The sequence below is a fragment of the Lichenicoccus sp. genome, from assembly GCF_965277665.1.
Taxonomy (GTDB): domain Bacteria; phylum Pseudomonadota; class Alphaproteobacteria; order Acetobacterales; family Acetobacteraceae; genus Lichenicoccus.
The window spans coordinates 1919300-1939083 of record NZ_OZ255835.1 but is presented as its reverse complement, the minus strand read 5'-3'; the positions used below and the strand labels follow the sequence as shown (position 1 = coordinate 1939083).

Below are 19784 nucleotides of genomic sequence, written 5' to 3'. Positions count from 1 at the left end.
ACGAACAGAATCCAGGTCGATCGGCCGGGGGCTTCCGCATGCTGTGGATCGGCCAGCCGGCTGGCACCTCCCCGGAAGGCCTTCATGTTCGCAAGCGTCGCCCGTGCCCTGTTCGGCTCCGCCAATGACCGGTCGCTGAAGGCGCACCAGCGCCGGGTGCCCGAGATCAACGCGCTCGAGCCGTCCATCCAGATCCTGGACGACGACGCGCTGGCTGCCAAGACCGCCCTGTTCCGCTCCCGGCTCGCCGCCGGCGCCACGCTGGACGACCTGCTGCCCGAGGCCTTCGCGGTGGTGCGCGAGGCCTCGCGGCGAGTGCTCGGCATGCGGCATTTCGACGTGCAGCTGATCGGCGGCATGGTGCTGCACTCGGGCCGCATCGCCGAGATGCGCACCGGCGAGGGCAAGACCCTGGTGGCGACGCTCGCGGTCTATCTGAATGCGCTGGCCCAGCGCGGCGTGCATGTGGTCACGGTCAACGACTACCTAGCCCGGCGCGATGCCGAGGAGATGGGCCTGCTGTATGGCTTCCTGGGCCTGTCGACCGGCGTGATCGTGCCGAACCTCACCGACGACGAGCGGCGCGCGGCCTATCATGCCGACGTCACCTACGGCACCAACAACGAGTTCGGCTTCGACTACCTGCGCGACAACATGAAGTACCGCCTGGAGGACATGGTCCAGCGCGACTTCGCCTACGCCATCGTCGACGAGGTGGATTCCATCCTGGTCGATGAGGCGCGCACGCCGCTGATCATCTCGGGTCCGGCGGAGGACAGCTCCGACCTGTATCGCCGCGTCGACGAGGTGGTGAAGCAGCTCGTGCAGGACCCGGCAACGTACGACAAGGACGAAAAATTCCGCACCGTCATCCTGACCGAGCCGGGCACCGAGACGGTCGAGCAGATGCTGGCGGAGGCCGGCATCGTCACCGACGGCGCGCTGTATGACATCCACAATATCAGCGTGGTGCATCACGTGCAGCAGTCGCTGCGTGCGCACACGCTGTTTTCGCGCGACGTCGACTACATCGTGCGCGACGGCAAGGTCATCATCATCGACGAGTTCACCGGTCGCATGATGGAAGGCCGGCGCTACTCGGAGGGTCTGCACCAGGCGCTGGAGGCCAAGGAGCACCAGGAGATCCAGCAGGAGAACCAGACGCTCGCCTCCATCACCTTCCAGAACTATTTCCGGCTCTACGAGAAGCTGTCCGGCATGACCGGCACGGCGATGACCGAGGCCGACGAGTTCGCCGAGATCTACAAGCTCGATGTGGTGGAAATTCCGACCAACGTGCCGGTGATCCGCCTCGACCGCGACGACGAGGTCTATCTGAATGCCGCCGAGAAGTACAAGGCGGTCAGCAACCTGATCGAGGAGATCAACAAGACCGGGCAGCCGATCCTGGTCGGCACCACCAGCATCGAGAAGAGCGAGATGCTGTCTGGGCTGCTCAACCAGCGCGGCGTCAGGCACAGCGTGCTGAATGCGCGCTTCCACGAGATGGAGGCCACCATCATCGCGCAGGCGGGCGCGCCGAACGCGATCACCATCGCCACCAACATGGCCGGCCGCGGCACCGACATCAAGCTCGGCGGCAATGTCGAGATGCGCATCCGCCAGGAGCTCGGCGGCGTTGAGGATCCGGTGGAAAAGGCGCAGCAGGAGACCGCGCTGCGCGACCAGGTTGCCGACTGGCACGAGGTGGTCAAGGATGCGGGCGGCCTGTTCGTGATCGGCACCGAGCGGCACGAGAGCCGGCGCATCGACAACCAGTTGCGCGGCCGCGCCGGGCGCCAGGGCGATCCCGGCGGCTCGCACTTCTTCCTGTCGCTGGAAGACGATCTGATGCGGATCTTCGGCTCCGAGCGCATGAGCGGCATGCTGCAGCGCCTCGGCCTGAAGGAAGGCGAGGCGATCGTGCATCCGTGGATCAACCGGGCGCTGGAGAAGGCGCAGAAGAAGGTCGAGGCGCGCAACTTCGACACACGCAAGAACCTGCTCAAATACGACGACGTGATGAACGACCAGCGCAAGGAAGTCTATGCGCAACGCCGCGAGTTCATGGCGGCGGCGGATGTCTCCGAGATCGTGGCGCAGATGCGTCGCGAGCTGATCGAGAGCCTGGTCTCGCGGCGCATCCCCGAGCGCGCCTTCGCCGAGCAGTGGGAGAGCCGCGAGCTGGCCGAGGATTTGCAGCGGCTGCTCGGCCTGGACCTGCCGGTGGCCGAGTGGGCGCGCGAGGACGGGATGGACGGGCAGGGCGTCGCCTTGCGCACCGAGCAGGCGGCCGAGGCGTCGATGGCGGCCAAGAGCGTCGCGTTCGGCGCCAACGTCATGCAGTATATCGAGAAGCAGCTGCTGCTCACCACGCTGGACGCGGTCTGGAAGGAGCATCTGCTGCTGCTCGACCAGCTGCGCCAGGGCATCGGACTGCGCGCCTACGCCCAGAAGGACCCGCTGAACGAATACAAGCGCGAGGCCTTCAAGCTGTTCCACGGCATGCTCGACGAGATGCGCGAGCGGGTGACGGCGATGCTGGCGCGGGTCGAGCTGATGCCGCAGGCGGAGGAGCCGGTGCCGTTCGAGCGGGTGTCGGCGGAGACAGGGCCAGTGCTGCGTCCTTCAGGAGCCAGCTTCCTGCCGGATCGTGGCGACACGCTGGTGATGGGCGGCGTCGGCGAGGCGCTGCTGCAGGAGGTGTCGGAGGCATCCGAGACGCATCTCGCCGCCTGGGCCGATACGCCGCGCAACGCGATCTGCCCGTGCGGCTCGGGGCGCAAGTTCAAGCACTGCCACGGCCGCTTGAACTGAAAATACGGACACACGCATGGCCGGCCATTCCCAGTTCAAGAACATCATGCACCGCAAGGGCGCGCAGGACGCGCGTCGGGCGCGCCATTTCGCCAAGGTGATCCGCGAGATCACGGTGGCCGCCCGCAGCGGCCTGCCGGATCCGGGCTCGAACCCCCGCCTGCGCGGCGCGATGGTCGCGGCGCGCGAGATCAACATGCCGAAGGACACCATCGACCGCGCGATCAAGAAGGCGGCAGGGGCGGCGGCGGCCGACGACTATGTCGAGGTGCGCTACGAGGGCTACGGCCCGGCCGGCATCGCGCTGATCGTCGAGGCGCTGACCGACAACCGCAACCGCACGGCGTCCGACGTGCGGGCGGCGTTCTCCAAGCATGGCGGCAGCCTGGGCGAGACCCACTCGGTTTCGTTCCTGTTCACCCACCTGGGCGTGGTGCGCTACCCCGCCGAGGTGGCGGCCGAGGAGGCGATGCTGGAGGCGGCGATCGAGGCCGGCGCCGAGAATGCCGAGAGCGGCCCCGACGGGCATGAGGTGACCTGCCCGGTCGAGAGCTTCTTTGCCGTGCGCGACGCGCTCGAGGCGCATTTCGGGCCGGCGGAGAGTGCGAGGCTCGACTGGCGCCCGGGCACCGTGGTGACGCTGGACGAGGAGTGCTGCAGCACCCTGCTCAAGCTGATCGATGCGCTCGAGGAGAATGACGACGTGCAGTCGGTGTATGCCAATTTCGAGCTGCCCGACGACGTGGCCGAGAAGCTGTCCGCCTGAGGCTCGCTTGACCCTGATCATGGGGATCGACCCGGGGCTCAGGTTCACCGGCTGGGGCCTGCTCGAAGCCACCGGCAACCGGTTGCGCCACGTCGCCGACGGGGTGATCGCCACCGACGGCGACGAGCCGGTGCCGCTGCGCCTGAAAATGCTGCACGACCATCTGCAGGAGCTGTTCGCGACGTTCTCGCCCCACGAGGCGGCGGTCGAGGAGACCTACGTGAACCGCAACGGCGCCGCCACGCTGAAGCTCGGCTATGCGCGTGGCGTCGCCCTGCTGGCGCCGGCCCTGGCCGGCATCGCGGTCAGCGAATACGGCGCGATGGCGGTCAAGCGGGCGGTGGTCGGCACCGGGTCGGCGAGCAAGGAGCAGGTCGGCATGATGGTCCGCCGGCTGCTGCCGGGGGCTGTGATCCGGCGCGCCGATGCCTCGGATGCGCTCGCGGTGGCGATCTGCCACGCGCATCTCCGGCAGTCGCACCTGCGCATCGCGTCCGGGACCCGCATGGCATGATCGCCCAGCTACCATGATCGCCCAGCTACCATGATTGCTCAGCTGCCATGATTGCTCAGCTCATGGGCCGCCTGGCGCAGGTCGAGGCGGACCGCTGCGTCATCGACGTGAACGGCGTCGGCTACCTGGTGCAGGCCTCGACCCGCACCCTATCGGCGCTGAAGCGGCCGCCGGAACCGGCCCGGGTGCTGGTCGAGACCATCGTGCGCGAGGACGCGATCCTGCTGTATGGGTTCGCCGACAGCGCCGAGCGCGACTGGTTCCGGCTGCTGACCACGGTGCAGGGCGTCGGCGCCAAGGTGGCGCTGGGCATCCTGTCCGGCCTGTCGCCGCGCGACCTGATCGCGGTGATCGCGGCGGGCGACCGCTCCAGCCTGACCCGGCTGCAGGGGGTCGGGCCGCGGCTCGCCGACCGGCTGCTCAGCGAACTGCGCGAAAAAGCCGGTGGCATGCCGACCGGCACCGGTGCCACGCTGGGACCGGTTGCCGGTGGCGGCACCGAGGCCGACGCGCTGGCGGCGCTGGCCGGGCTCGGGTTCCGGCGGCAGGAGGCGGCGCCGGCCGTCACGCGTGTGCTCGACCGGCTCGGCGCCGATGCGTCGCTGGATGCGGTGCTGCGGGACAGCCTGAAGGAGCTGGCGAAATGAACGACCAGCCATCCAGAACCATCGACCAGCGCCGACTCGAGGAGGACGCCGCCGAGGCGAGCCTGCGGCCGCAACATCTCGGCGAGTTCATCGGCCAGCAGGCCAGCCGCGAGAATCTTTCCGTCTTCATCCAGGCGGCGCGCGGGCGTGGCGAGGCGCTCGACCATGTGCTGCTGCACGGGCCGCCGGGGCTGGGCAAGACCACGCTGGCGCAGATCGTGGCACGCGAGTTGGGCGTCGGCTTCCGGGCGACCTCCGGGCCGGTGATCCAGCGCGCCGGCGACCTCGCCGCCATCCTGACCAACCTGCAGCCGCGCGACGTGCTGTTCATCGACGAGATCCACCGCCTGCAGCCCGCCATCGAGGAGGTGCTGTATCCGGCGATGGAGGATTTCCAGCTCGACCTGATCATCGGCGAAGGCCCGGCGGCACGCTCGGTACGGATCGACCTGTCGCCGTTCACCCTGGTGGCCGCGACCACACGCGCCGGGCTGCTGGCGACGCCGCTGCGCGACCGCTTCGGGATCCCGCTGCGGCTGGTGTTCTACACCGCCGCCGAACTGCGCCTGATCGTCTCGCGCGGCGCCGAGAAGCTGCGCTTCGCGCTCACCGACGACGGCGCCGAGGAGATCGCGACGCGAAGCCGCGGGACGCCGCGCATCGCCGGCCGCCTGCTGCGCCGGGTGCGCGACTTCGCCTCGGTCGGCGACACGCCGGCGCGCCCGGTCGACCGGGCGTTGGCGGATGCGGCGCTATCGCGACTCGAGGTCGACAAATTGGGCCTGGACGCGATGGACCGGCGCTACCTGAGGCGCATCGCCGAGCACCATCATGGTGGTCCGGTCGGCGTGGAGACGCTGGCGGCGGCACTCGCCGAGGCGCGCGACACGCTCGAGGACGTGGTGGAGCCGTTCCTGATCCAGGAGGGGCTGGTGCTGCGGACCAGTCGCGGCCGCATGCTGGGCGAGCGCGGCTGGCGGCATCTGGGGCTGGTGCCGCCGCCAACCCAGCCGGGCCAGCCCGAGCTGCTGTACGACCCCCCCCTGTCCGACCCCCCCCTGTCCGAGCCCCCCCTGTCCGAGCTAGAGGGCTGAACGATGCGCCACGTCTTCCGCCAGCGGGTCTATTACGAGGATACCGACGCCGGCGGCGTGATGTACCATGCGCAGTACCTGGCGTTTGCCGAGCGCGCCCGCACCGAGGCGATGCGCTGGCTCGGGCTGCCGGTCTCTGCCTTGCTGCGCGAGCACGGCATCGGCTTCGTGGTGCAGCGCGCCTCGGTGCTGTACCGGCGGCCGGTGCGACTCGACGACGAGGTCGAGGTCATCACCACCCTGCGCGAACTGACTGCGGCGCGCATGCGGCTCGACCAGGCGATCCGCGGCACGCCAGAGACCGAGCCCGATTTGAAGGCCATGCTCGAGATCGATCTCGCCTGCATCCAGATGCAGACACTGCGTCCGTCGCGCATCCCGCCGCACTGGCGCGACTTGCTGGCGCAGCTCGCCGACACCGAGGATGCGTCTCAGAAATAATTTGCCGCCGCTCCTGACCGCTTTGTAACGCCGCATGAAGAGAGTTCGCTTCTGCTTTGGCCGCGAAGGCTTTAAGCAGGCGCGCGACGGGCCGCAGCGCTTGGCGCTGCTCTTATCAAAAGCAAGCCGGGCATGATCGATCGATCTTGCCCGGACGGAGATCATGATGGCGGTTGTCGGAGGCGGTGTTGGATCGCGCGGTTGATGCGGTGAACCTCGGCGCTGCCGCCGCCGGCGACCTCTCGCTCTGGGGCCTGTTCATCCAGGCCTCTATCGTCGTCAAGCTGGTGATGATCGGCCTCGTGCTCGCCAGCGTCTGGGTATGGGCGATCATCTTCGAGAAGACCATCTCGCTGCGCCGCGCCAACCGCCAGGCCAGCGCCTTCGAGGACCGGTTCTGGTCCGGCGGCTCGCTCGATGACCTGTACGAGACCGAGGGCGCTAAGCCCGCGCATCCGATGGCCGCCGTGTTCGGCGCCGCGATGGGCGAGTGGCGGCGCTCGGCCCGGGTCAAGGGAGCGGACCTCAGCCGCGGCAGCGTGCAGGAGCGTGTCGACCGGGCGATGGGCATCACGGTGACGCGCGAGCTCGAGCGGATGGAGCGCTGGATGATCTTCCTGGCCTCGATCGGCTCGGTGGCGCCGTTCATCGGCCTGTTCGGCACCGTCTGGGGCATCATGCACTCGTTCTCCGCGATCGCGGCGATGCACAACACCAACCTTGCCGTGGTCGCCCCCGGCATCGCCGAGGCCCTGTTCGCGACCGCCATCGGCTTGGTCGCGGCAATCCCGGCGGTGCTCGCCTACAACAAGATCAGCTCCGACCTGTCGCGTTTTGCCGCCAGGCTCGAGGCGTTCGGCACCGAGTTCGGCGCGATCCTGTCGCGCCAGTCCGAAGAGCGGGCCTGAGCGATGGCGATGACCCTGGGTCCCGGAGGCGGCAGGAGGGGGGGTGGCAGGGGGCGCGGCCGCTATCGGCCGATGTCTGAGATCAACGTCACCCCGCTGGTCGACGTCATGCTGGTGCTGCTGATCATCTTCATGGTGACGGCGCCGCTGATGACCAGCGGCGTCAATGTCGACCTGCCGAAGACCGACGCGAGCCAGGTCAATGCCGACACCAAGCCGATCACCGTCACCATCAAGGCGGACGGCTCGCTCTACATGGGCGACGATGCGGTGACCACGGACGAGCTGGTGGCCAAGCTGCAGGACGCGTCGAAGAACGACCCGACGCACCGCATTTTTGTGCGTGGCGACCAGCACATCGATTATGGGCGGGTGATGGAGGTCATGGGCCGCATCACCTCCGGCGGCTTTACCCATGTCGCCCTGCTGGCCGAGCAGCCCGCCGGCCAGGGGCCTGCCCGATAATGCTACTACGCCGGCGATCCGACGCAGCTGCCTGCGCTTCCGGTGCTCACGGCCAAACGGCCGCTCCGCTCCGGTTCTCGGGAGCCACGCCGGCCGTGTCGCTTCGCGACACTCTCACTCGGCGTAGCGCATTCTCGGGCAGGCCCTGAGAACACTACATGGCGGCGCTCCTGCCTGACGACCCGCTGCTGCGCCGAGGGGCCTATGTGTCCGGCGGCCTGCATCTGCTGGTGCTGTTGTCGCTGATTGTGGTGATGCCGCTCGCCAAGCCGCCGGAGCCGCCGGAGCCGCCGGCGGTCGAGATGGACTTCACCGGGCCGCCGGCCGCCTCGGCGCGCGCCGACCAGGCCAACCCCTCGCCGCAGCCGCCGGCGCCGGTGCCCAACCCGGCGCCCCCCAGCCCGGTTCCCCCCGAGCATGTGCCGGTCGAGGAGGCGCCGCCACCGCCGCCGCCGCCGCCTCCGATGCCGCCGCCCCCCGAGGTGGCGCCGCTGCCGATCCCGCCGCTGCCGACGCCGCCGAAGCTGCAGGCGCCGTCGCCGGACAGCGTGCGCGCGCCGCCGCCGGTGCCGAACCCGCCGTCGCCGTCGCAGAGCGTGAGCCCGCCATCGCCCGCGCCGCTGCCCGCCTTGCCGCAGATGGCGTTGCCGTCGCACCTGACGCAGCCGAACAAGACCAAGAACGCGGCGGCGGACACGCATTCGCTGCTGGCCACCCTGGACAAGTTCCGCGCCGACCAGAAGCAGACGCATGCGCCGACCGCGCACGCCAATCCGGCACAGGGCGGGGCACCGACGCGTGGCCGCGACATCACCTCGGCGCTGAGTGCAGGCGACCAGCACGCGATCGCGGGCGCGGTGCGGCGCTGCTACGCCGAGGACACCGAGGCCCGCAACTACGCGCAGTTCCAGGCGCATCTGACGGTCACCGTGGACGCCACCGGGGAGGCGCGCATGGTGGCGTTCTCCGGGCCTGATCAGGCCCGCATGGATGCCGATCCGTCCTATCGGGCGCTGGCAGAGCGCGCGCGGGCCGCGGTGATGAACCCCGCCTGCGCCAAGCTGCCGCTGCCGGCCTCCGAGCTCGGCGCGGTGCACCAGATCAAGTTCGTCTTCCGGCCCTGAGCGGGGCTGCGACCCAAAAGCGTGACAAATAGGATGCAGACGATGGCTTCTGACTTCTTTTCGCGCCGCCAGGTGGTGGCGGGCTCGATCGGCGCGGGGCTGGCCGCATCGCCGCTGAGCGCATTCGCACAGGCACCCAATCCGGCGACGGCGAATGCCCCGGGGGCGGCCGAGATCACCGTCGACCAGGCGCACACGGCGCCGATCCCGATCGCGATCCCCTCCTTCGGCCCGGGCATCGGCGACCAGATCACCCAGGTCATCGGCGACGATCTCGGCGGCAGCGGGCTGTTCCGCGTGCTCGGCACGGCGGCAGCCGCCGGCGGCGCGGGCACACCGGACTTTTCGACCTATCGCAGCATCGGCGCGCAGGCGCTGGCCGCCGGCAACGCCTCGGGCTCTGGCGATCTACGCGTGGAATTCCGGCTCTGGGACGTGCTCGCCGGGCAGCAGATCCAGGGCACCGCCTACACCACGGGTGCTGCCAACTGGCGCCGCATCGCGCACAAGATCGCCGACGTCATCTACCAGCGCATGCTGGGCGAGCGCGGCTATTTCGACACCCGCATCTGCTACGTGGCGCGCTCGGGCCCGCGTGGCCGCCAGCAGACCAGGCTGGCGATCATGGACCAGGACGGCGCCAACAGCCGCTACCTGACCAGCGGGCGGTGGCTCGTGCTGACGCCGCGCTTCCATCCGACGCGCGACCAGATCGCCTTCATGAGCTACGCCAACGACCGGCCGCGGGTCTATCTGTTCGATCTCGCCAGCGGCCGCGAGGAGGTGCTGGGCGAGTTCGAGGGCATCAGCTTCGCGCCGCGTTTCGCCCCGGATGGCGGCTCGGTGGTGCTGTCGGCGACACGCGGCAGCGGCTCGGACATCTTCCGCGTCGACCTCGCCAGCCGGGCCTCGCAGCGCCTGACCAGCTCGGGATCGATCGATACCAGCCCGTGCTTCAGCCCGGACGGCTCGCAGATCGTGTTCAACTCGGATCGCGGTGGCAGCCCGCAGCTCTATGTGATGAGTGCGTCCGGCGGCGAGGCGCGCCGGATCAGCTACGGGTCGGGCCAGTACGGCTCGCCGGTCTGGTCGCCCCGGGGCGACCTGATCGCCTTCACCCGCATCGGCGGCGCCGGCTTCTCGATCGGCGTGATGCAGCCGGACGGCACCGGCGAGCGCATCCTGACCCAGGGTTTTACGGTGGAGAGCCCGACCTTCTGCCCGAACGGGCGGGTGATGGCGTATTGCCGGCAGAGCGCCGCCGGGGCCGGCGGTGCGGGGTTCTCGAGCAGCCTCGCCACCATCGACATCGCCGGCTTCAACGACCATCCGCTGCGCATGGCGGGCGGCGCGTCCGATCCGGCCTGGTCGCCGCTGAACGGCTAGGCGGGACTGAGGACAGAGCCGGAGCGGCAGGCAGCATTGCAGCGGCGACACGGCCGGGCAGAATTTTGCCACACAGGCCGGATCGGCGTTCAGGCGACTTGACCGGAAGCGAAACGACACCGTAATTCGCGACGAGTTAACGCTTGATTGCTGTTTCGACCCGTGACGCTCTCGAACTCCTCAGGAACCTGACCATGAAACTGAAGCTTCTCGGCGCCATCGGGCTGGCCGCCATGCTCGCCGCCTGCTCTGGCCAGAACGCCAACACGGGCGCCGCGTCCGGCATGGGCGCGTCCGCGGCTCCGACGGGTGCGGCGGCTCCCGGCAGCGAGGCCGACCTGGTGGCCAATGTCGGCGACCGCGTCTATTTCGCCCTGAACGAGAGCAACCTGTCGTCGGACGCCCAGGGCACCCTGGATCGCCAGGCCACCTGGCTCGCGCGCTACCCGCAGGTGACGATCCAGGTCGCCGGCAACTGCGACGACCGCGGCACCGAGGAATTCAACATCGCGCTCGGCGAGCGACGCGCCAATGCGGCGCGCGACTATCTGGTGTCCAAGGGTGTCTCGGCCGGCCGTGTGACCACGATCTCCTATGGCAAGGACCGCCCGACCGCGCTCGGCGACGACGAGCAGTCCTGGCAGCAGAACCGCAACGCGATCACGGCGGTCCATTAAGACCTCGCCGGGTGCATTGCGGCGTCGGGGCGGTTCAACCGCCTGTCGGACGATTGCTCTGAGTGAACGGCCGGACGCTTATCGTCCGGCCGTTGCTGTTTTAGGCTATCCACTGCGGCGCCGTTGGGGTGTCCAGGCGGATCGGGATATTCTTCATGCATTTGGCGTGCATCGGTCGGGTTGCGGCTTCGGGACTTTTTGCCCTTCTCCTCGCAGGCAGCCTGTCGGGCGGATCTGCCCACGCCCAGCTCGACAGCCGCGAGGCGATCTCGCTGCAGGACCAGATCCTGGAGCTGCGCCACGAGATGCGGCAGATGCAGTCCGGCGGCGGCGAGGGCAGCGCGCCACCGATGGCGCCGTCCAGCACCAGCGTCGACCAGGGTGCGGGCTCGCCGCTGACCTCGCAGCTGCTCGACCGGGTCTCGACGCTGGAGGCGCAGGTGCGCGACCTGCGCGGTCAGCTCGACCAGCTCAACAACCAGGTGCAGCAGCAGAACGCCGCGCTGAGCAAGCAGATCGGCGACATGAGCTTCGCCGTGCAGCAAGCCCATCCCGAGGGCGGCGTTCCTGGCGGCAACGCGGGCGACGCCGGGCCGCCGCCGCCGCCTGCCCGGCCGGAGCGGCGCACGCCCGAGCTGGCGCTGCAGCAGGGCAATGCGGCCTTGGCGCACCGCGACTATGCCGGCGCGCAGGCCGCCGCCCGCGAGGTGCTCGCCGGGCCGAAAGGGCCGCGGCAGACCGATGCGCAGTTCCTGCTCGCGCAGTCGCTCGCCGGCCAGCGCCAGTACCAGCAGGCCGCCACCGCCTATTACGACGTGTACACCCATGCGCCGCACTCGGGGCGCGCGCCGGACGCGCTGCTCGGCGTCAGCGCGTCGCTGCTGGCGCTGGGCGACAAGACCGACGCCTGCCAGGCGTTGCAGAAACTGCGCGCCGAATTCCCGTCGCCGCAGCCACGCGTGAGCCGCGCCTCGCTCGCCTTGCGCGGTCGCGGCGGCTGCCGCTGATCCGACGCGACCGCGATGCAGCCTGCCGTCTTCCAGGAGCTGGGGGCGGCTGAGTTCGAGCGCCTGATGCGGCCGCTCGGGCCTTGGGAGGGCCTCGGCCGGCTGGCGGTCGCAGTCTCCGGCGGCGCGGACTCGCTATGCCTGGCTTTGCTGGCGCAGCGCTGGACGACGGCACGCGGCGCCGGCTGCCTCGGCCTGATCGTGGATCATGGCCTGCGCGACGGCTCGGCCGACGAGGCGCAGGCGACCGTGCACCGCCTGCGGCGGATCGGCGTGGCAAGCCGCGTCCTGCGCCTGCACGGCCTGCAACGCGGGCCGGCCCTGGCCGCGCGCGCGCGCGCCGCTCGCTATGACGCCCTGACGCGGGCCTGCCGGCAGCAGGGCATCGTCGATCTCCTGGTCGCGCACCATGCCGGCGACCAGGCGGAGACCGCGCTGATGCGGCAGCGCGCCGGCAGCGGGCCGGACGGGCTGGCGGCGATGGCGCAGCTGGTCGAGACGTCGGCGCTGCGGCTGCTGCGGCCGCTGCTCGGCGTGGCGCCCGAACGGTTGCGCGCGACGCTGCGCGATGCCGGGTGCGACTGGATCGAGGACCCGTCCAACCAGGATGCGGCGGCGCTGCGCACCCGCCTGCGGCGCGAACTCGATGGCGCGGAGCCGGGCCGGCGGCCCACGCTGCTGCGGGAGGTTGCGGCTGCCGGGGCCGCGCGCATGGCGCGCCAGCAGGACCAGGCCCGGCAACTCGCCCGGCTGGCCGAGCTGCGGCCACAGGGCTTCGCCCTGCTGCCTCCTTGCCTGCTCGGGCCTCAGACGCTGGGGCCGCTGATCCGCACCGTCGCCGGCGCCGCGCATGCGCCGCCGATGCGCGCCATCGCGGCGCTGGTGCGCCGGCCGCGGGCGGCGACGCTGGGGGGTGCGAGGCTGCTGCCCGCAGGACGGCTCGGACCGGGCTGGCTGCTGGTGCGCGAGGCGAATGCCATGCAGCCGCCGGTGGCCGCCGCCGACGGCGTGCTGTGGGACGGCCGGTTCCGCCTGCACGCCCCGGGGGTGACGCTGCCGCCGGGCGCCCGTGTCGGGGCCGCGCGCGGGAGGCGCACCGCAGAGCCGTCCGAGGCGCGGCTGCCGGCGGTGGTGCTGGCCGCGATGCCGTGCCTGTACGACGACGCCGGGGCCGCGATCGCGCTGCCGGGGGGGGCCGGCTTTGCCTTCGAACCCGACGCTGCAGCAAGCCAGGCGGCGGCATTCGGCGGCCCGTGAATGCGCTGCGGGCCGACGTTGACGCTTTATCCGCATCCTGCCGCGCATCGGGGGTTTGCGGTGTTGCACCGCGACCCATGTAATGCTTGCTTCAAGCGACTGGCGCCAACTCCTGGGCCTCGGACCATCCGGACGCTCGACTTCGCCGGGCGGCACGGAGTAGTCCAGGACAAGCGCCTGTCGGGTAGGTTCCTGTGACCGTGGAAACGCAAAGTCGATGAGTAATTTTGGCCGCAACCTGGCGCTCTGGGTCATCATCGCGGTGATGCTCGTGCTGCTGTTCAACGTGTTCCAGCCGGGCAGCGGCCAGCACGCCTCACAGCAGCTCGCCTATTCCGACTTCATCGGCGACGTGAATGGCGGCCGTGTGCGGCAGGTGACGATCCAGCAGCACAACGTCACCGGGACGCTCACCGACGGCACCAGCTTCGAGACCTACCTGCCGGAAGACCCGACCCTGGTGCCGCGGCTGACCGAGAAGGGCGTCGAGGTCATCGCCAAGCCCGAGGACAGCGACGTCAATCCGCTGCTGCGCTACCTGCTGCAGTGGCTGCCGATGCTGCTCCTGATCGGCGCCTGGTTCTTCGTGATGCGGCAGATGCAGTCCGGCGGCGGCCGCGCGATGGGCTTCGGCAAGTCACGCGCCCGCATGCTGACCGAGAAGCAGGGCCGCATCACCTTCGACGACGTGGCCGGCATCGACGAGGCCAAGCAGGAGCTGCAGGAGGTCGTGGACTTCCTCAAGGACCCGCAGAAGTTCCAGCGCCTCGGCGGCAAGATCCCCAAGGGCGTGCTGCTGGTGGGGCCGCCCGGCACCGGCAAGACGCTGCTCGCGCGCGCCATCGCCGGCGAGGCCAACGTGCCGTTCTTCACCATCTCCGGCTCCGACTTCGTGGAGATGTTCGTGGGCGTCGGCGCGTCGCGCGTGCGCGACATGTTCGAGCAGGGCAAGAAGTCCGCGCCCTGCATCATCTTCATCGACGAGATCGACGCGGTCGGCCGGCATCGCGGCGCCGGCCTGGGCGGCGGCAACGACGAGCGCGAGCAGACGCTGAACCAGATGCTGGTCGAGATGGACGGCTTCGAGAGCAACGAAGGCGTCATCCTGATCGCGGCCACCAACCGCCCGGACGTGCTCGATCCGGCTTTGCTGCGTCCCGGCCGCTTCGATCGCCAGGTGGTGGTGCCGAACCCGGACGTGAACGGCCGCGAGAAGATCCTGCGTGTGCACATGCGCAAGGTGCCGCTGGCCAGCGACGTCGAGCCGAAGGTGATCGCGCGCGGCACGCCGGGCTTCTCGGGTGCCGATCTCGCCAACCTGGTGAACGAGGCGGCGCTGCTGGCGGCGCGCCTGGGCAAGCGCACGGTGGCGATGAGCGAGTTCGAGAACGCCAAGGACAAGGTGATGATGGGCGCCGAGCGCCGCTCGCTGGTGATGAGCGAGGAGGAGAAGCGCCTCACCGCCTACCACGAGGGTGGCCATGCGCTGTGCGCGCTGTACGAGCCGGAGAGCGACCCGCTGCACAAGGTGACGATCATCCCGCGCGGCCGGGCGCTTGGCGTCACCTTCAGCCTGCCGGAGAACGACCGGCTGTCGGAGAGCCGCGCCTACCTCAAGGGGCTGCTGGTCAAGATCATGGGCGGGCGTGTCGCCGAGGAGCTGATCCTGGGGCCGGAAAAGGTGACCGGGGGCGCCTCGAGCGACATCAAGCAGGCCACGCGGGTGGCGCGCATGATGGTCACCGAGCTCGGCATGAGCGACAAGCTCGGCATGATCTCCTACGGCGACAACAGCCAGGAGGTGTTCCTCGGCCATTCGGTGACGCAGAACAAGAACGTGTCGGAGCAGACCGCGCGCGAGATCGAGGCCGAGGTCAAGGCGATGATCGATGCCGGCTACAACCGCGCCAAGGAGATCCTGGTCAGCCATATCGACGAGCTGCACCTGCTGGCGAACGGGTTGCTGGAGTATGAGACCCTCTCGGGGGCGGAAGTGCGGCAGATCCTGCGCGGCGAAAAGGTGATACGCACGGTGATGGACGACCCGATGCCGGACAGCCGGCGCGCCTCGGTGCCGAGCACCGGCGGCTTCCGGCCGGACCCGGCGCCGCCGCCGGGTGGCGGCCTCGGCCCGGCGCCGCAGCCGGGCTGAGCGCGGGACACACGGGACCGGAGCAAGGGCGGGGCACATTCCCGCCTTTTGCTTGTCCGGCGGCTTCTCCGGGGATCATGCAGACACTCATCGAACCGCTCGGCCTGCTGACCGGCCGCGACGCGCAGGACGCGCTGGCATCCCGGCTGGCGCTGCCGTTGCAGGGCGGCGACACCGCCTTCTCGCTCGTGCGCCTGATCGGCGCGGGGGCCGACCGGATCGTCGCGGTCACCGCGGTGCCCCCGGAGTGGCAGGCTTGCCTGCGTCTGGTTTCGGCGCCCCCGCCGCTGGCCGGCCTGCCCGCGGGGCCGCTGGTCATGGGCATCCTCAACGTGACGCCGGACAGCTTCAGCGATGGCGGCCGGCATCTCGCGGTCGGCGATGCGATCCGCGCCGGCATGGCGATGCTCGAGGCCGGCGCCGACCTGATCGATGTCGGCGGCGAGAGCACCAGGCCGGGTGCGGCTTCGGTCGCGCCGGCAGCCGAACAGGCACGCATCCTGCCGGTGGTCGAGGCGCTGGCGCGCCATGGCGTCATCTCGGTCGATACCCGCAACGCGGCGACCATGCGCGCAGCCCTTGCGGCCGGGGCCACGGTGGTCAACGACGTGTCGGCACTTGCGCACGATCCGGCGGCGGCCGCCACGCTGGCCGACCAGCGCTGCACGGTCGCCCTGATGCACATGCGTGGCACGCCCGCAACCATGACCGGCCTCGCGAGCTACGGCGATGTCGCGGTCGAGGTGGTGCGGGAACTTCGGCACCACCGCGACGCCGCGATCGCAGCGGGGATCGCCCGCGACCGCATCCTGGTCGATCCGGGCCTGGGCTTTGCCAAGGATGCCGCGCAGAACCTCGCGCTGCTGCGAAGGCTGCCGCTCCTGGCCTGCCTCGGCCAGCGTGTGCTGCTCGGCGCGTCGCGCAAGCGCTTCATCGCGCAGCTCGAGGGTCAAGTCGCCGGCGCACGCGACGCGGCGTCGCGCGATCCGGGCAGCATCGCCGCCAGCCTGTCCGGGCTGGCACTGAACGGCTGCATCCTGCGCGTGCACGATGTCGCCGGCATGGTGCAGGCGCTGCGTCTCTGGCAGGCGATCCGGCACTAGGAGGCCGCCTGCAAACACCCTCTGCTGGCGATCCGACGCGGCTTTTCTGTGCTCCGGTGCTCACGGCCATCAAGGCCGCTCCGCTCCGGTGCTCGGAAAGTCACGCCGGCCGCGGTCCGGCGGACCGCTCTCATCCAGCAGCAGGCGTTTCCAGACAGCCTCCTCTATCAACCGACAAGCAGAGCATTATGCATGCATCATGCTCTGGGATAGGCTCGGCCGGATGGACGCCACACGCAGACTGTTCGGCACCGACGGCATACGCGGCACCGCCAACACCGACCCGATGACGGTGGAGGTGGCGCAGCGCCTCGGGCAGGCCGCCGGCCTGCGCTTCAAGCGCGGCGCGCACCGGCACCGCGTCGTGCTCGGCAAGGATACGCGGCTGTCCGGCTACATGATCGAGTGCGCCCTGGTTTCCGGCTTCCTGTCCGCCGGCGTCGACGTGACGCTGGTGGGACCCCTGCCGACGCCGGCGATCGCGATGCTGACGCGCAGCCTGCGCGCCGATCTCGGGGTGATGATCTCGGCGTCGCACAACCCGTTCGAGGATAACGGGATCAAGCTGTTCGGCCCGGACGGCTTCAAGCTCTCCGACGAGGCCGAGGCGGAGATCGAGGCGCTGATGCGCAGCGAGCTCGGCGGCCGACTGGCGGCACCCGACATGATCGGCCGCGCCTCGCGGCTGACCGATGCGGCGGGTCGCTACATCGAGAGCGCCAAGTCGTCGTTCCCGCGTGGGCGGCGCCTCGATGGCTTGCGCATCGTCATCGACTGCGCCAACGGCGCCGCCTACCGGGTGGCGCCCACGGCGTTGTGGGAACTGGGCGCCGATGTGATCCGCATCGGCTGCACGCCCGACGGCCTCAACATCAATCTCGGCTGCGGCTCGACCAGCCCGGCGGCCCTCAGCGCAGCGGTGCTCGAGCACAAGGCCGATCTCGGCATCGGGCTGGACGGCGACGCCGACCGGCTGGTGGTGGTGGACGAGCACGGCCGCGCCATCGACGGCGACCAGATCCTGGCCCTCATCGCCAGCTCCTGGCAGCGCGTTGGGCGTCTTGCGGGCGGCGGCGTGGTGGCGACCGTGATGTCGAACATGGGCCTGGAGCGGCAGCTGGCCGGGCTCGGCCTGTCGCTGGAGCGCACCGCGGTGGGCGATCGCTACGTGGTCGAGCGCATGCGCGAGCTGGGGATGAATCTCGGCGGCGAGCAGTCCGGCCACATGGTGCTGTCGGAATTCGCCACCACCGGCGACGGGCTGATCGCCGCCCTGCAGGTGCTTTCGGTGCTGGTCGAGCGTGGCCAGCCGGCCAGCGAGGTCTGCCGCATGTTCACGCCGTTCCCGCAGAAGCTGCGCAACGAGCGCTATGCCGGCGCCTCGCCGCTGCTCGATCCGGCGGTGCTGGAGGCGCGCCGCTGGGCCTGTGATCTGCTCGGCGAGCGCGGCCGGCTGCTGCTGCGCGAGAGCGGCACCGAGCCGCTGGTGCGGGTCATGGCCGAAGCCGAGGATGCGGCGCTGGTCGATCATGTCGTCGACCGCCTGTGCGAGACCATCCGCCGCGTCACCGTCGCGGCATGACGGGGCCGGCGGCCCGATCCTGATGCAGGGCCGATCCTGATGCAGGGCCGGGTCCTGGTCATCGCCGGCAGCGATTCCGGCGGTGGCGCCGGCATCCAGGCGGACATCAAGACCATCACCGCGCTCGGCGGCTATGCGGCGACCGCGATCTCGGCGCTGACCGCGCAGGATACCAATGGCGTGCACGGCGTCATGCCGGTACCGGCGGAGTTCGTCGGGCAGCAGATCGACGCCGTGCTGGACGATCTCGGCGCGGACGCCTTCAAGACCGGCATGCTCGACCGCATCGACGTGATCGAGCTGGTCGCGCAACGCATCGGCAATCATCCCGGCATCCCGTATGTGCTCGACCCGGTGATGGTGGCGAAGGGCGGCGCGCGGCTGCTGGCGAAGGATGCGGTCGGCAGCCTCAAGCGCAGCCTGGTGCTGCTGGCCAGCGTGATCACGCCGAACCTGCCGGAAGCCGAGGTGCTGTGTGGCCGCACCATCACGAGTGTCGCCGACATGCATGCAGCGGCAAGCGCGCTGCTCACCCTGGGCGTCCCGGCGGTGCTGCTCAAGGGCGGCCATCTGCGCGGCGACCGGGTGGTGGACCTGCTGGCGACGGAGGCGGGCGTCGAGGCCTTCGAGGCGCCCCGCATCGACACCCGGCACACGCATGGCACCGGCTGCACCCTGGCGAGCGCGATCGCCATCGGCCTCGCGCAGGGAATGACGCTGCGCCAGTCGGTGCGGCGCGGGCGCGACTATGTCCGTCGCGCCATCCTCGCGGCACCCGGCTACGGCGCCGGACACGGGCCGCTCGATCATGGCGTCACCGTCGATCTCGGCCGCCTCGGCGCCTGAACGCGGCCGGGCCGGCCTGTCGGCGGCGCTGCTGCCCGCCGGGCTGCTGGCAGCAGGACTGCTGGCAGGATGTGCGGCAGGCGGCCCATCGGCAACCCAGGCCTGCCGGATCGACCGGGTCGCCGACCTGCCGATCCTGCCCGACGCCCGCCTGCCGGCGGTTCGCGCGACGCTGGAGGGTGAACCGGTGGTGTTCTACATCGATACCGGTGCGGCGCTCTCGATCCTGACCCGGTCGGCGGCGGATCATTTCGCATTCCGCGGCGCCTCGGCGCTGCGCATGGGGCTGGGCGGGATCGGCGGTGTCATCGATGCGCCCGTCGTCATCGTCCACCGGCTCGACCTCGGGCACGGCGTCGCGCGCGACATCGCGATGCCGGTGGCGGGCAATCTCGGTCCGCCGGTACAGGGGCTCCGGGTTGCCGGCCTGTTCGGCGCCGATTTCCTGTCGAACTACGACGTCGACCTGGATCTGCCGGGCCATCGATTTGGCCTCTACGACCTCAGGCACTGTGCCGCGGCGATACGGCCGCTCGATGCGCCGGCGTTCGAGGTTCCGTTCCGCCTGGAGAGCACGCGGATCAACCTCCAGGTCAAGCTGAACGGCAAGCCGATCGATGCGGTGCTGGATAGCGGGGCGGTCGGCACCCTGGTCACGCTGGACGATGCGGAGCGGGCCGGGGTGACCCGCGCGATGCTGCGGTCGGAGCGCAGCGGCTTTGCGATCGGGATCGACGAGAGCCGGCTGCCGGCGCACCGGCACCGCTTCGATGCGCTGGAGATCGGGGACGAGACGATGCACGACTACCAGTTCGCGGTAGCGGACACCGACTTCACCTTGATCGGCGACGACTTCCTGCGGGCCAACCACGTCTGGATCTCGTATTCGCGCCGCCTTCTCTTCGTCCAGCCGAAACCCAAGCAGCCGCGCTAGCCTATGAAACCGGCCGGTCCGGTCATGGGCCGGCCGGTCGGTGGGCTTAGAGACCGTCTGAGAA

18 protein-coding genes are annotated in these 19784 nt (G+C 70.2%); all 18 read left to right on the top strand.

The genetic code is table 11. The features are described from left to right. Nucleotides 1-84 precede the first annotated feature (84 nt). Nucleotides 85-2817: a preprotein translocase subunit SecA gene (secA, locus tag ACQY4O_RS08890; RefSeq protein ID WP_428375887.1), complete on the top strand. Its 2733-nt coding sequence runs from the start codon at nucleotides 85-87 to the stop codon at nucleotides 2815-2817. Nucleotides 2818-2833: 16 nt separating this feature from the next. Continuing rightward, the gene (locus ACQY4O_RS08885; protein WP_428375885.1) at nucleotides 2834-3583 is read left to right on the top strand and encodes a YebC/PmpR family DNA-binding transcriptional regulator; all 750 of its coding nucleotides are present in this window, start codon (nucleotides 2834-2836) and stop codon (nucleotides 3581-3583) included. 19 nt (nucleotides 3584-3602) lie between these two features. Further along, nucleotides 3603-4097, top strand: coding sequence for a crossover junction endodeoxyribonuclease RuvC (gene ruvC / locus ACQY4O_RS08880; RefSeq protein ID WP_428378147.1), 495 nt, complete (start codon nucleotides 3603-3605; stop codon nucleotides 4095-4097). Between the two features lie 47 nt (nucleotides 4098-4144). Further along, entirely contained in the window at nucleotides 4145-4744 is a 600-nt protein-coding gene (gene ruvA, locus ACQY4O_RS08875) for a Holliday junction branch migration protein RuvA (protein ID WP_428375884.1), read from the top strand. Beyond that, nucleotides 4741-5838 carry a Holliday junction branch migration DNA helicase RuvB gene (ruvB, locus tag ACQY4O_RS08870; protein ID WP_428375882.1) on the top strand — a complete coding sequence of 366 codons (1098 nt, stop codon included), beginning with the start codon at nucleotides 4741-4743 and terminating at the stop codon, nucleotides 5836-5838. Before ruvA ends, ruvB begins: the two co-directional genes overlap by 4 nt. A 3-nt stretch (nucleotides 5839-5841) precedes the next feature. Beyond that, the gene (locus ACQY4O_RS08865; RefSeq protein ID WP_428375881.1) at nucleotides 5842-6279 is read left to right on the top strand and encodes a YbgC/FadM family acyl-CoA thioesterase; all 438 of its coding nucleotides are present in this window, start codon (nucleotides 5842-5844) and stop codon (nucleotides 6277-6279) included. A 188-nt stretch (nucleotides 6280-6467) separates the two neighbouring features. Further along, entirely contained in the window at nucleotides 6468-7187 is a 720-nt protein-coding gene (gene tolQ, locus ACQY4O_RS08860) for a protein TolQ (RefSeq protein WP_428375880.1), read from the top strand. A 3-nt stretch (nucleotides 7188-7190) separates the two neighbouring features. Then, a complete protein-coding gene (tolR, locus tag ACQY4O_RS08855) occupies nucleotides 7191-7652 on the top strand; it encodes a protein TolR (RefSeq protein WP_428375879.1) in 462 nt (153 codons plus the stop codon). Nucleotides 7653-7810: 158 nt separating this feature from the next. Further along, nucleotides 7811-8776 (top strand): energy transducer TonB, encoded by a 966-nt coding sequence (locus tag ACQY4O_RS08850; RefSeq protein ID WP_428375877.1) that lies wholly within the window; start codon nucleotides 7811-7813, stop codon nucleotides 8774-8776. 42 nt (nucleotides 8777-8818) lie between these two features. After that, the gene (tolB, locus tag ACQY4O_RS08845; protein WP_428375876.1) at nucleotides 8819-10162 is read left to right on the top strand and encodes a Tol-Pal system beta propeller repeat protein TolB; all 1344 of its coding nucleotides are present in this window, start codon (nucleotides 8819-8821) and stop codon (nucleotides 10160-10162) included. Nucleotides 10163-10356: 194 nt separating this feature from the next. Further along, entirely contained in the window at nucleotides 10357-10839 is a 483-nt protein-coding gene (gene pal, locus ACQY4O_RS08840; protein WP_428375874.1) for a peptidoglycan-associated lipoprotein Pal, read from the top strand. 155 nt (nucleotides 10840-10994) lie between these two features. Further along, nucleotides 10995-11846, top strand: a complete 852-nt coding sequence (locus ACQY4O_RS08835; protein ID WP_428375872.1) for a tetratricopeptide repeat protein — start codon at nucleotides 10995-10997, stop codon at nucleotides 11844-11846. 15 nt (nucleotides 11847-11861) lie between these two features. Further along, entirely contained in the window at nucleotides 11862-13103 is a 1242-nt protein-coding gene (gene tilS / locus ACQY4O_RS08830) for a tRNA lysidine(34) synthetase TilS (protein ID WP_428375871.1), read from the top strand. 217 nt (nucleotides 13104-13320) lie between these two features. Beyond that, nucleotides 13321-15255 (top strand): ATP-dependent zinc metalloprotease FtsH, encoded by a 1935-nt coding sequence (gene ftsH, locus ACQY4O_RS08825; RefSeq protein ID WP_428375869.1) that lies wholly within the window; start codon nucleotides 13321-13323, stop codon nucleotides 15253-15255. A 77-nt stretch (nucleotides 15256-15332) separates the two neighbouring features. Beyond that, nucleotides 15333-16358, top strand: coding sequence for a dihydropteroate synthase (gene folP / locus ACQY4O_RS08820; protein ID WP_428375868.1), 1026 nt, complete (start codon nucleotides 15333-15335; stop codon nucleotides 16356-16358). A 223-nt stretch (nucleotides 16359-16581) separates the two neighbouring features. Further along, the gene (glmM, locus tag ACQY4O_RS08815; RefSeq protein WP_428378146.1) at nucleotides 16582-17940 is read left to right on the top strand and encodes a phosphoglucosamine mutase; all 1359 of its coding nucleotides are present in this window, start codon (nucleotides 16582-16584) and stop codon (nucleotides 17938-17940) included. A 39-nt stretch (nucleotides 17941-17979) separates the two neighbouring features. After that, nucleotides 17980-18786 (top strand): bifunctional hydroxymethylpyrimidine kinase/phosphomethylpyrimidine kinase, encoded by an 807-nt coding sequence (gene thiD, locus ACQY4O_RS08810; RefSeq protein ID WP_428375866.1) that lies wholly within the window; start codon nucleotides 17980-17982, stop codon nucleotides 18784-18786. Further along, nucleotides 18749-19720, top strand: coding sequence for a retroviral-like aspartic protease family protein (locus tag ACQY4O_RS08805; RefSeq protein ID WP_428375865.1), 972 nt, complete (start codon nucleotides 18749-18751; stop codon nucleotides 19718-19720). Before thiD ends, ACQY4O_RS08805 begins: the two co-directional genes overlap by 38 nt. Nucleotides 19721-19784 lie beyond the last annotated feature (64 nt).

Excerpts from the sequence above, each read along its gene's own strand:
- secA (WP_428375887.1), top strand. The coding sequence starts at position 85 with ATGTTCGCAAGCGTCGCCCGTGCCCTGTTCGGCTCCGCCAATGACCGG.
- ACQY4O_RS08885 (WP_428375885.1), top strand. The coding sequence starts at position 2,834 with ATGGCCGGCCATTCCCAGTTCAAGAACATCATGCACCGCAAGGGCGCG.
- ruvC (WP_428378147.1), top strand. The coding sequence starts at position 3,603 with ATGGGGATCGACCCGGGGCTCAGGTTCACCGGCTGGGGCCTGCTCGAA.
- ruvA (WP_428375884.1), top strand. The coding sequence starts at position 4,145 with ATGATTGCTCAGCTCATGGGCCGCCTGGCGCAGGTCGAGGCGGACCGC.
- ruvB (WP_428375882.1), top strand. The coding sequence starts at position 4,741 with ATGAACGACCAGCCATCCAGAACCATCGACCAGCGCCGACTCGAGGAG.
- ACQY4O_RS08865 (WP_428375881.1), top strand. The coding sequence starts at position 5,842 with ATGCGCCACGTCTTCCGCCAGCGGGTCTATTACGAGGATACCGACGCC.
- tolR (WP_428375879.1), top strand. The coding sequence starts at position 7,191 with ATGGCGATGACCCTGGGTCCCGGAGGCGGCAGGAGGGGGGGTGGCAGG.
- ACQY4O_RS08850 (WP_428375877.1), top strand. The coding sequence starts at position 7,811 with ATGGCGGCGCTCCTGCCTGACGACCCGCTGCTGCGCCGAGGGGCCTAT.
- tolB (WP_428375876.1), top strand. The coding sequence starts at position 8,819 with ATGGCTTCTGACTTCTTTTCGCGCCGCCAGGTGGTGGCGGGCTCGATC.
- pal (WP_428375874.1), top strand. The coding sequence starts at position 10,357 with ATGAAACTGAAGCTTCTCGGCGCCATCGGGCTGGCCGCCATGCTCGCC.
- ACQY4O_RS08835 (WP_428375872.1), top strand. The coding sequence starts at position 10,995 with ATGCATTTGGCGTGCATCGGTCGGGTTGCGGCTTCGGGACTTTTTGCC.
- tilS (WP_428375871.1), top strand. The coding sequence starts at position 11,862 with ATGCAGCCTGCCGTCTTCCAGGAGCTGGGGGCGGCTGAGTTCGAGCGC.
- ftsH (WP_428375869.1), top strand. The coding sequence starts at position 13,321 with ATGAGTAATTTTGGCCGCAACCTGGCGCTCTGGGTCATCATCGCGGTG.
- folP (WP_428375868.1), top strand. The coding sequence starts at position 15,333 with ATGCAGACACTCATCGAACCGCTCGGCCTGCTGACCGGCCGCGACGCG.
- glmM (WP_428378146.1), top strand. The coding sequence starts at position 16,582 with ATGGACGCCACACGCAGACTGTTCGGCACCGACGGCATACGCGGCACC.
- thiD (WP_428375866.1), top strand. The coding sequence starts at position 17,980 with ATGCAGGGCCGGGTCCTGGTCATCGCCGGCAGCGATTCCGGCGGTGGC.
- ACQY4O_RS08805 (WP_428375865.1), top strand. The coding sequence starts at position 18,749 with ATGGCGTCACCGTCGATCTCGGCCGCCTCGGCGCCTGAACGCGGCCGG.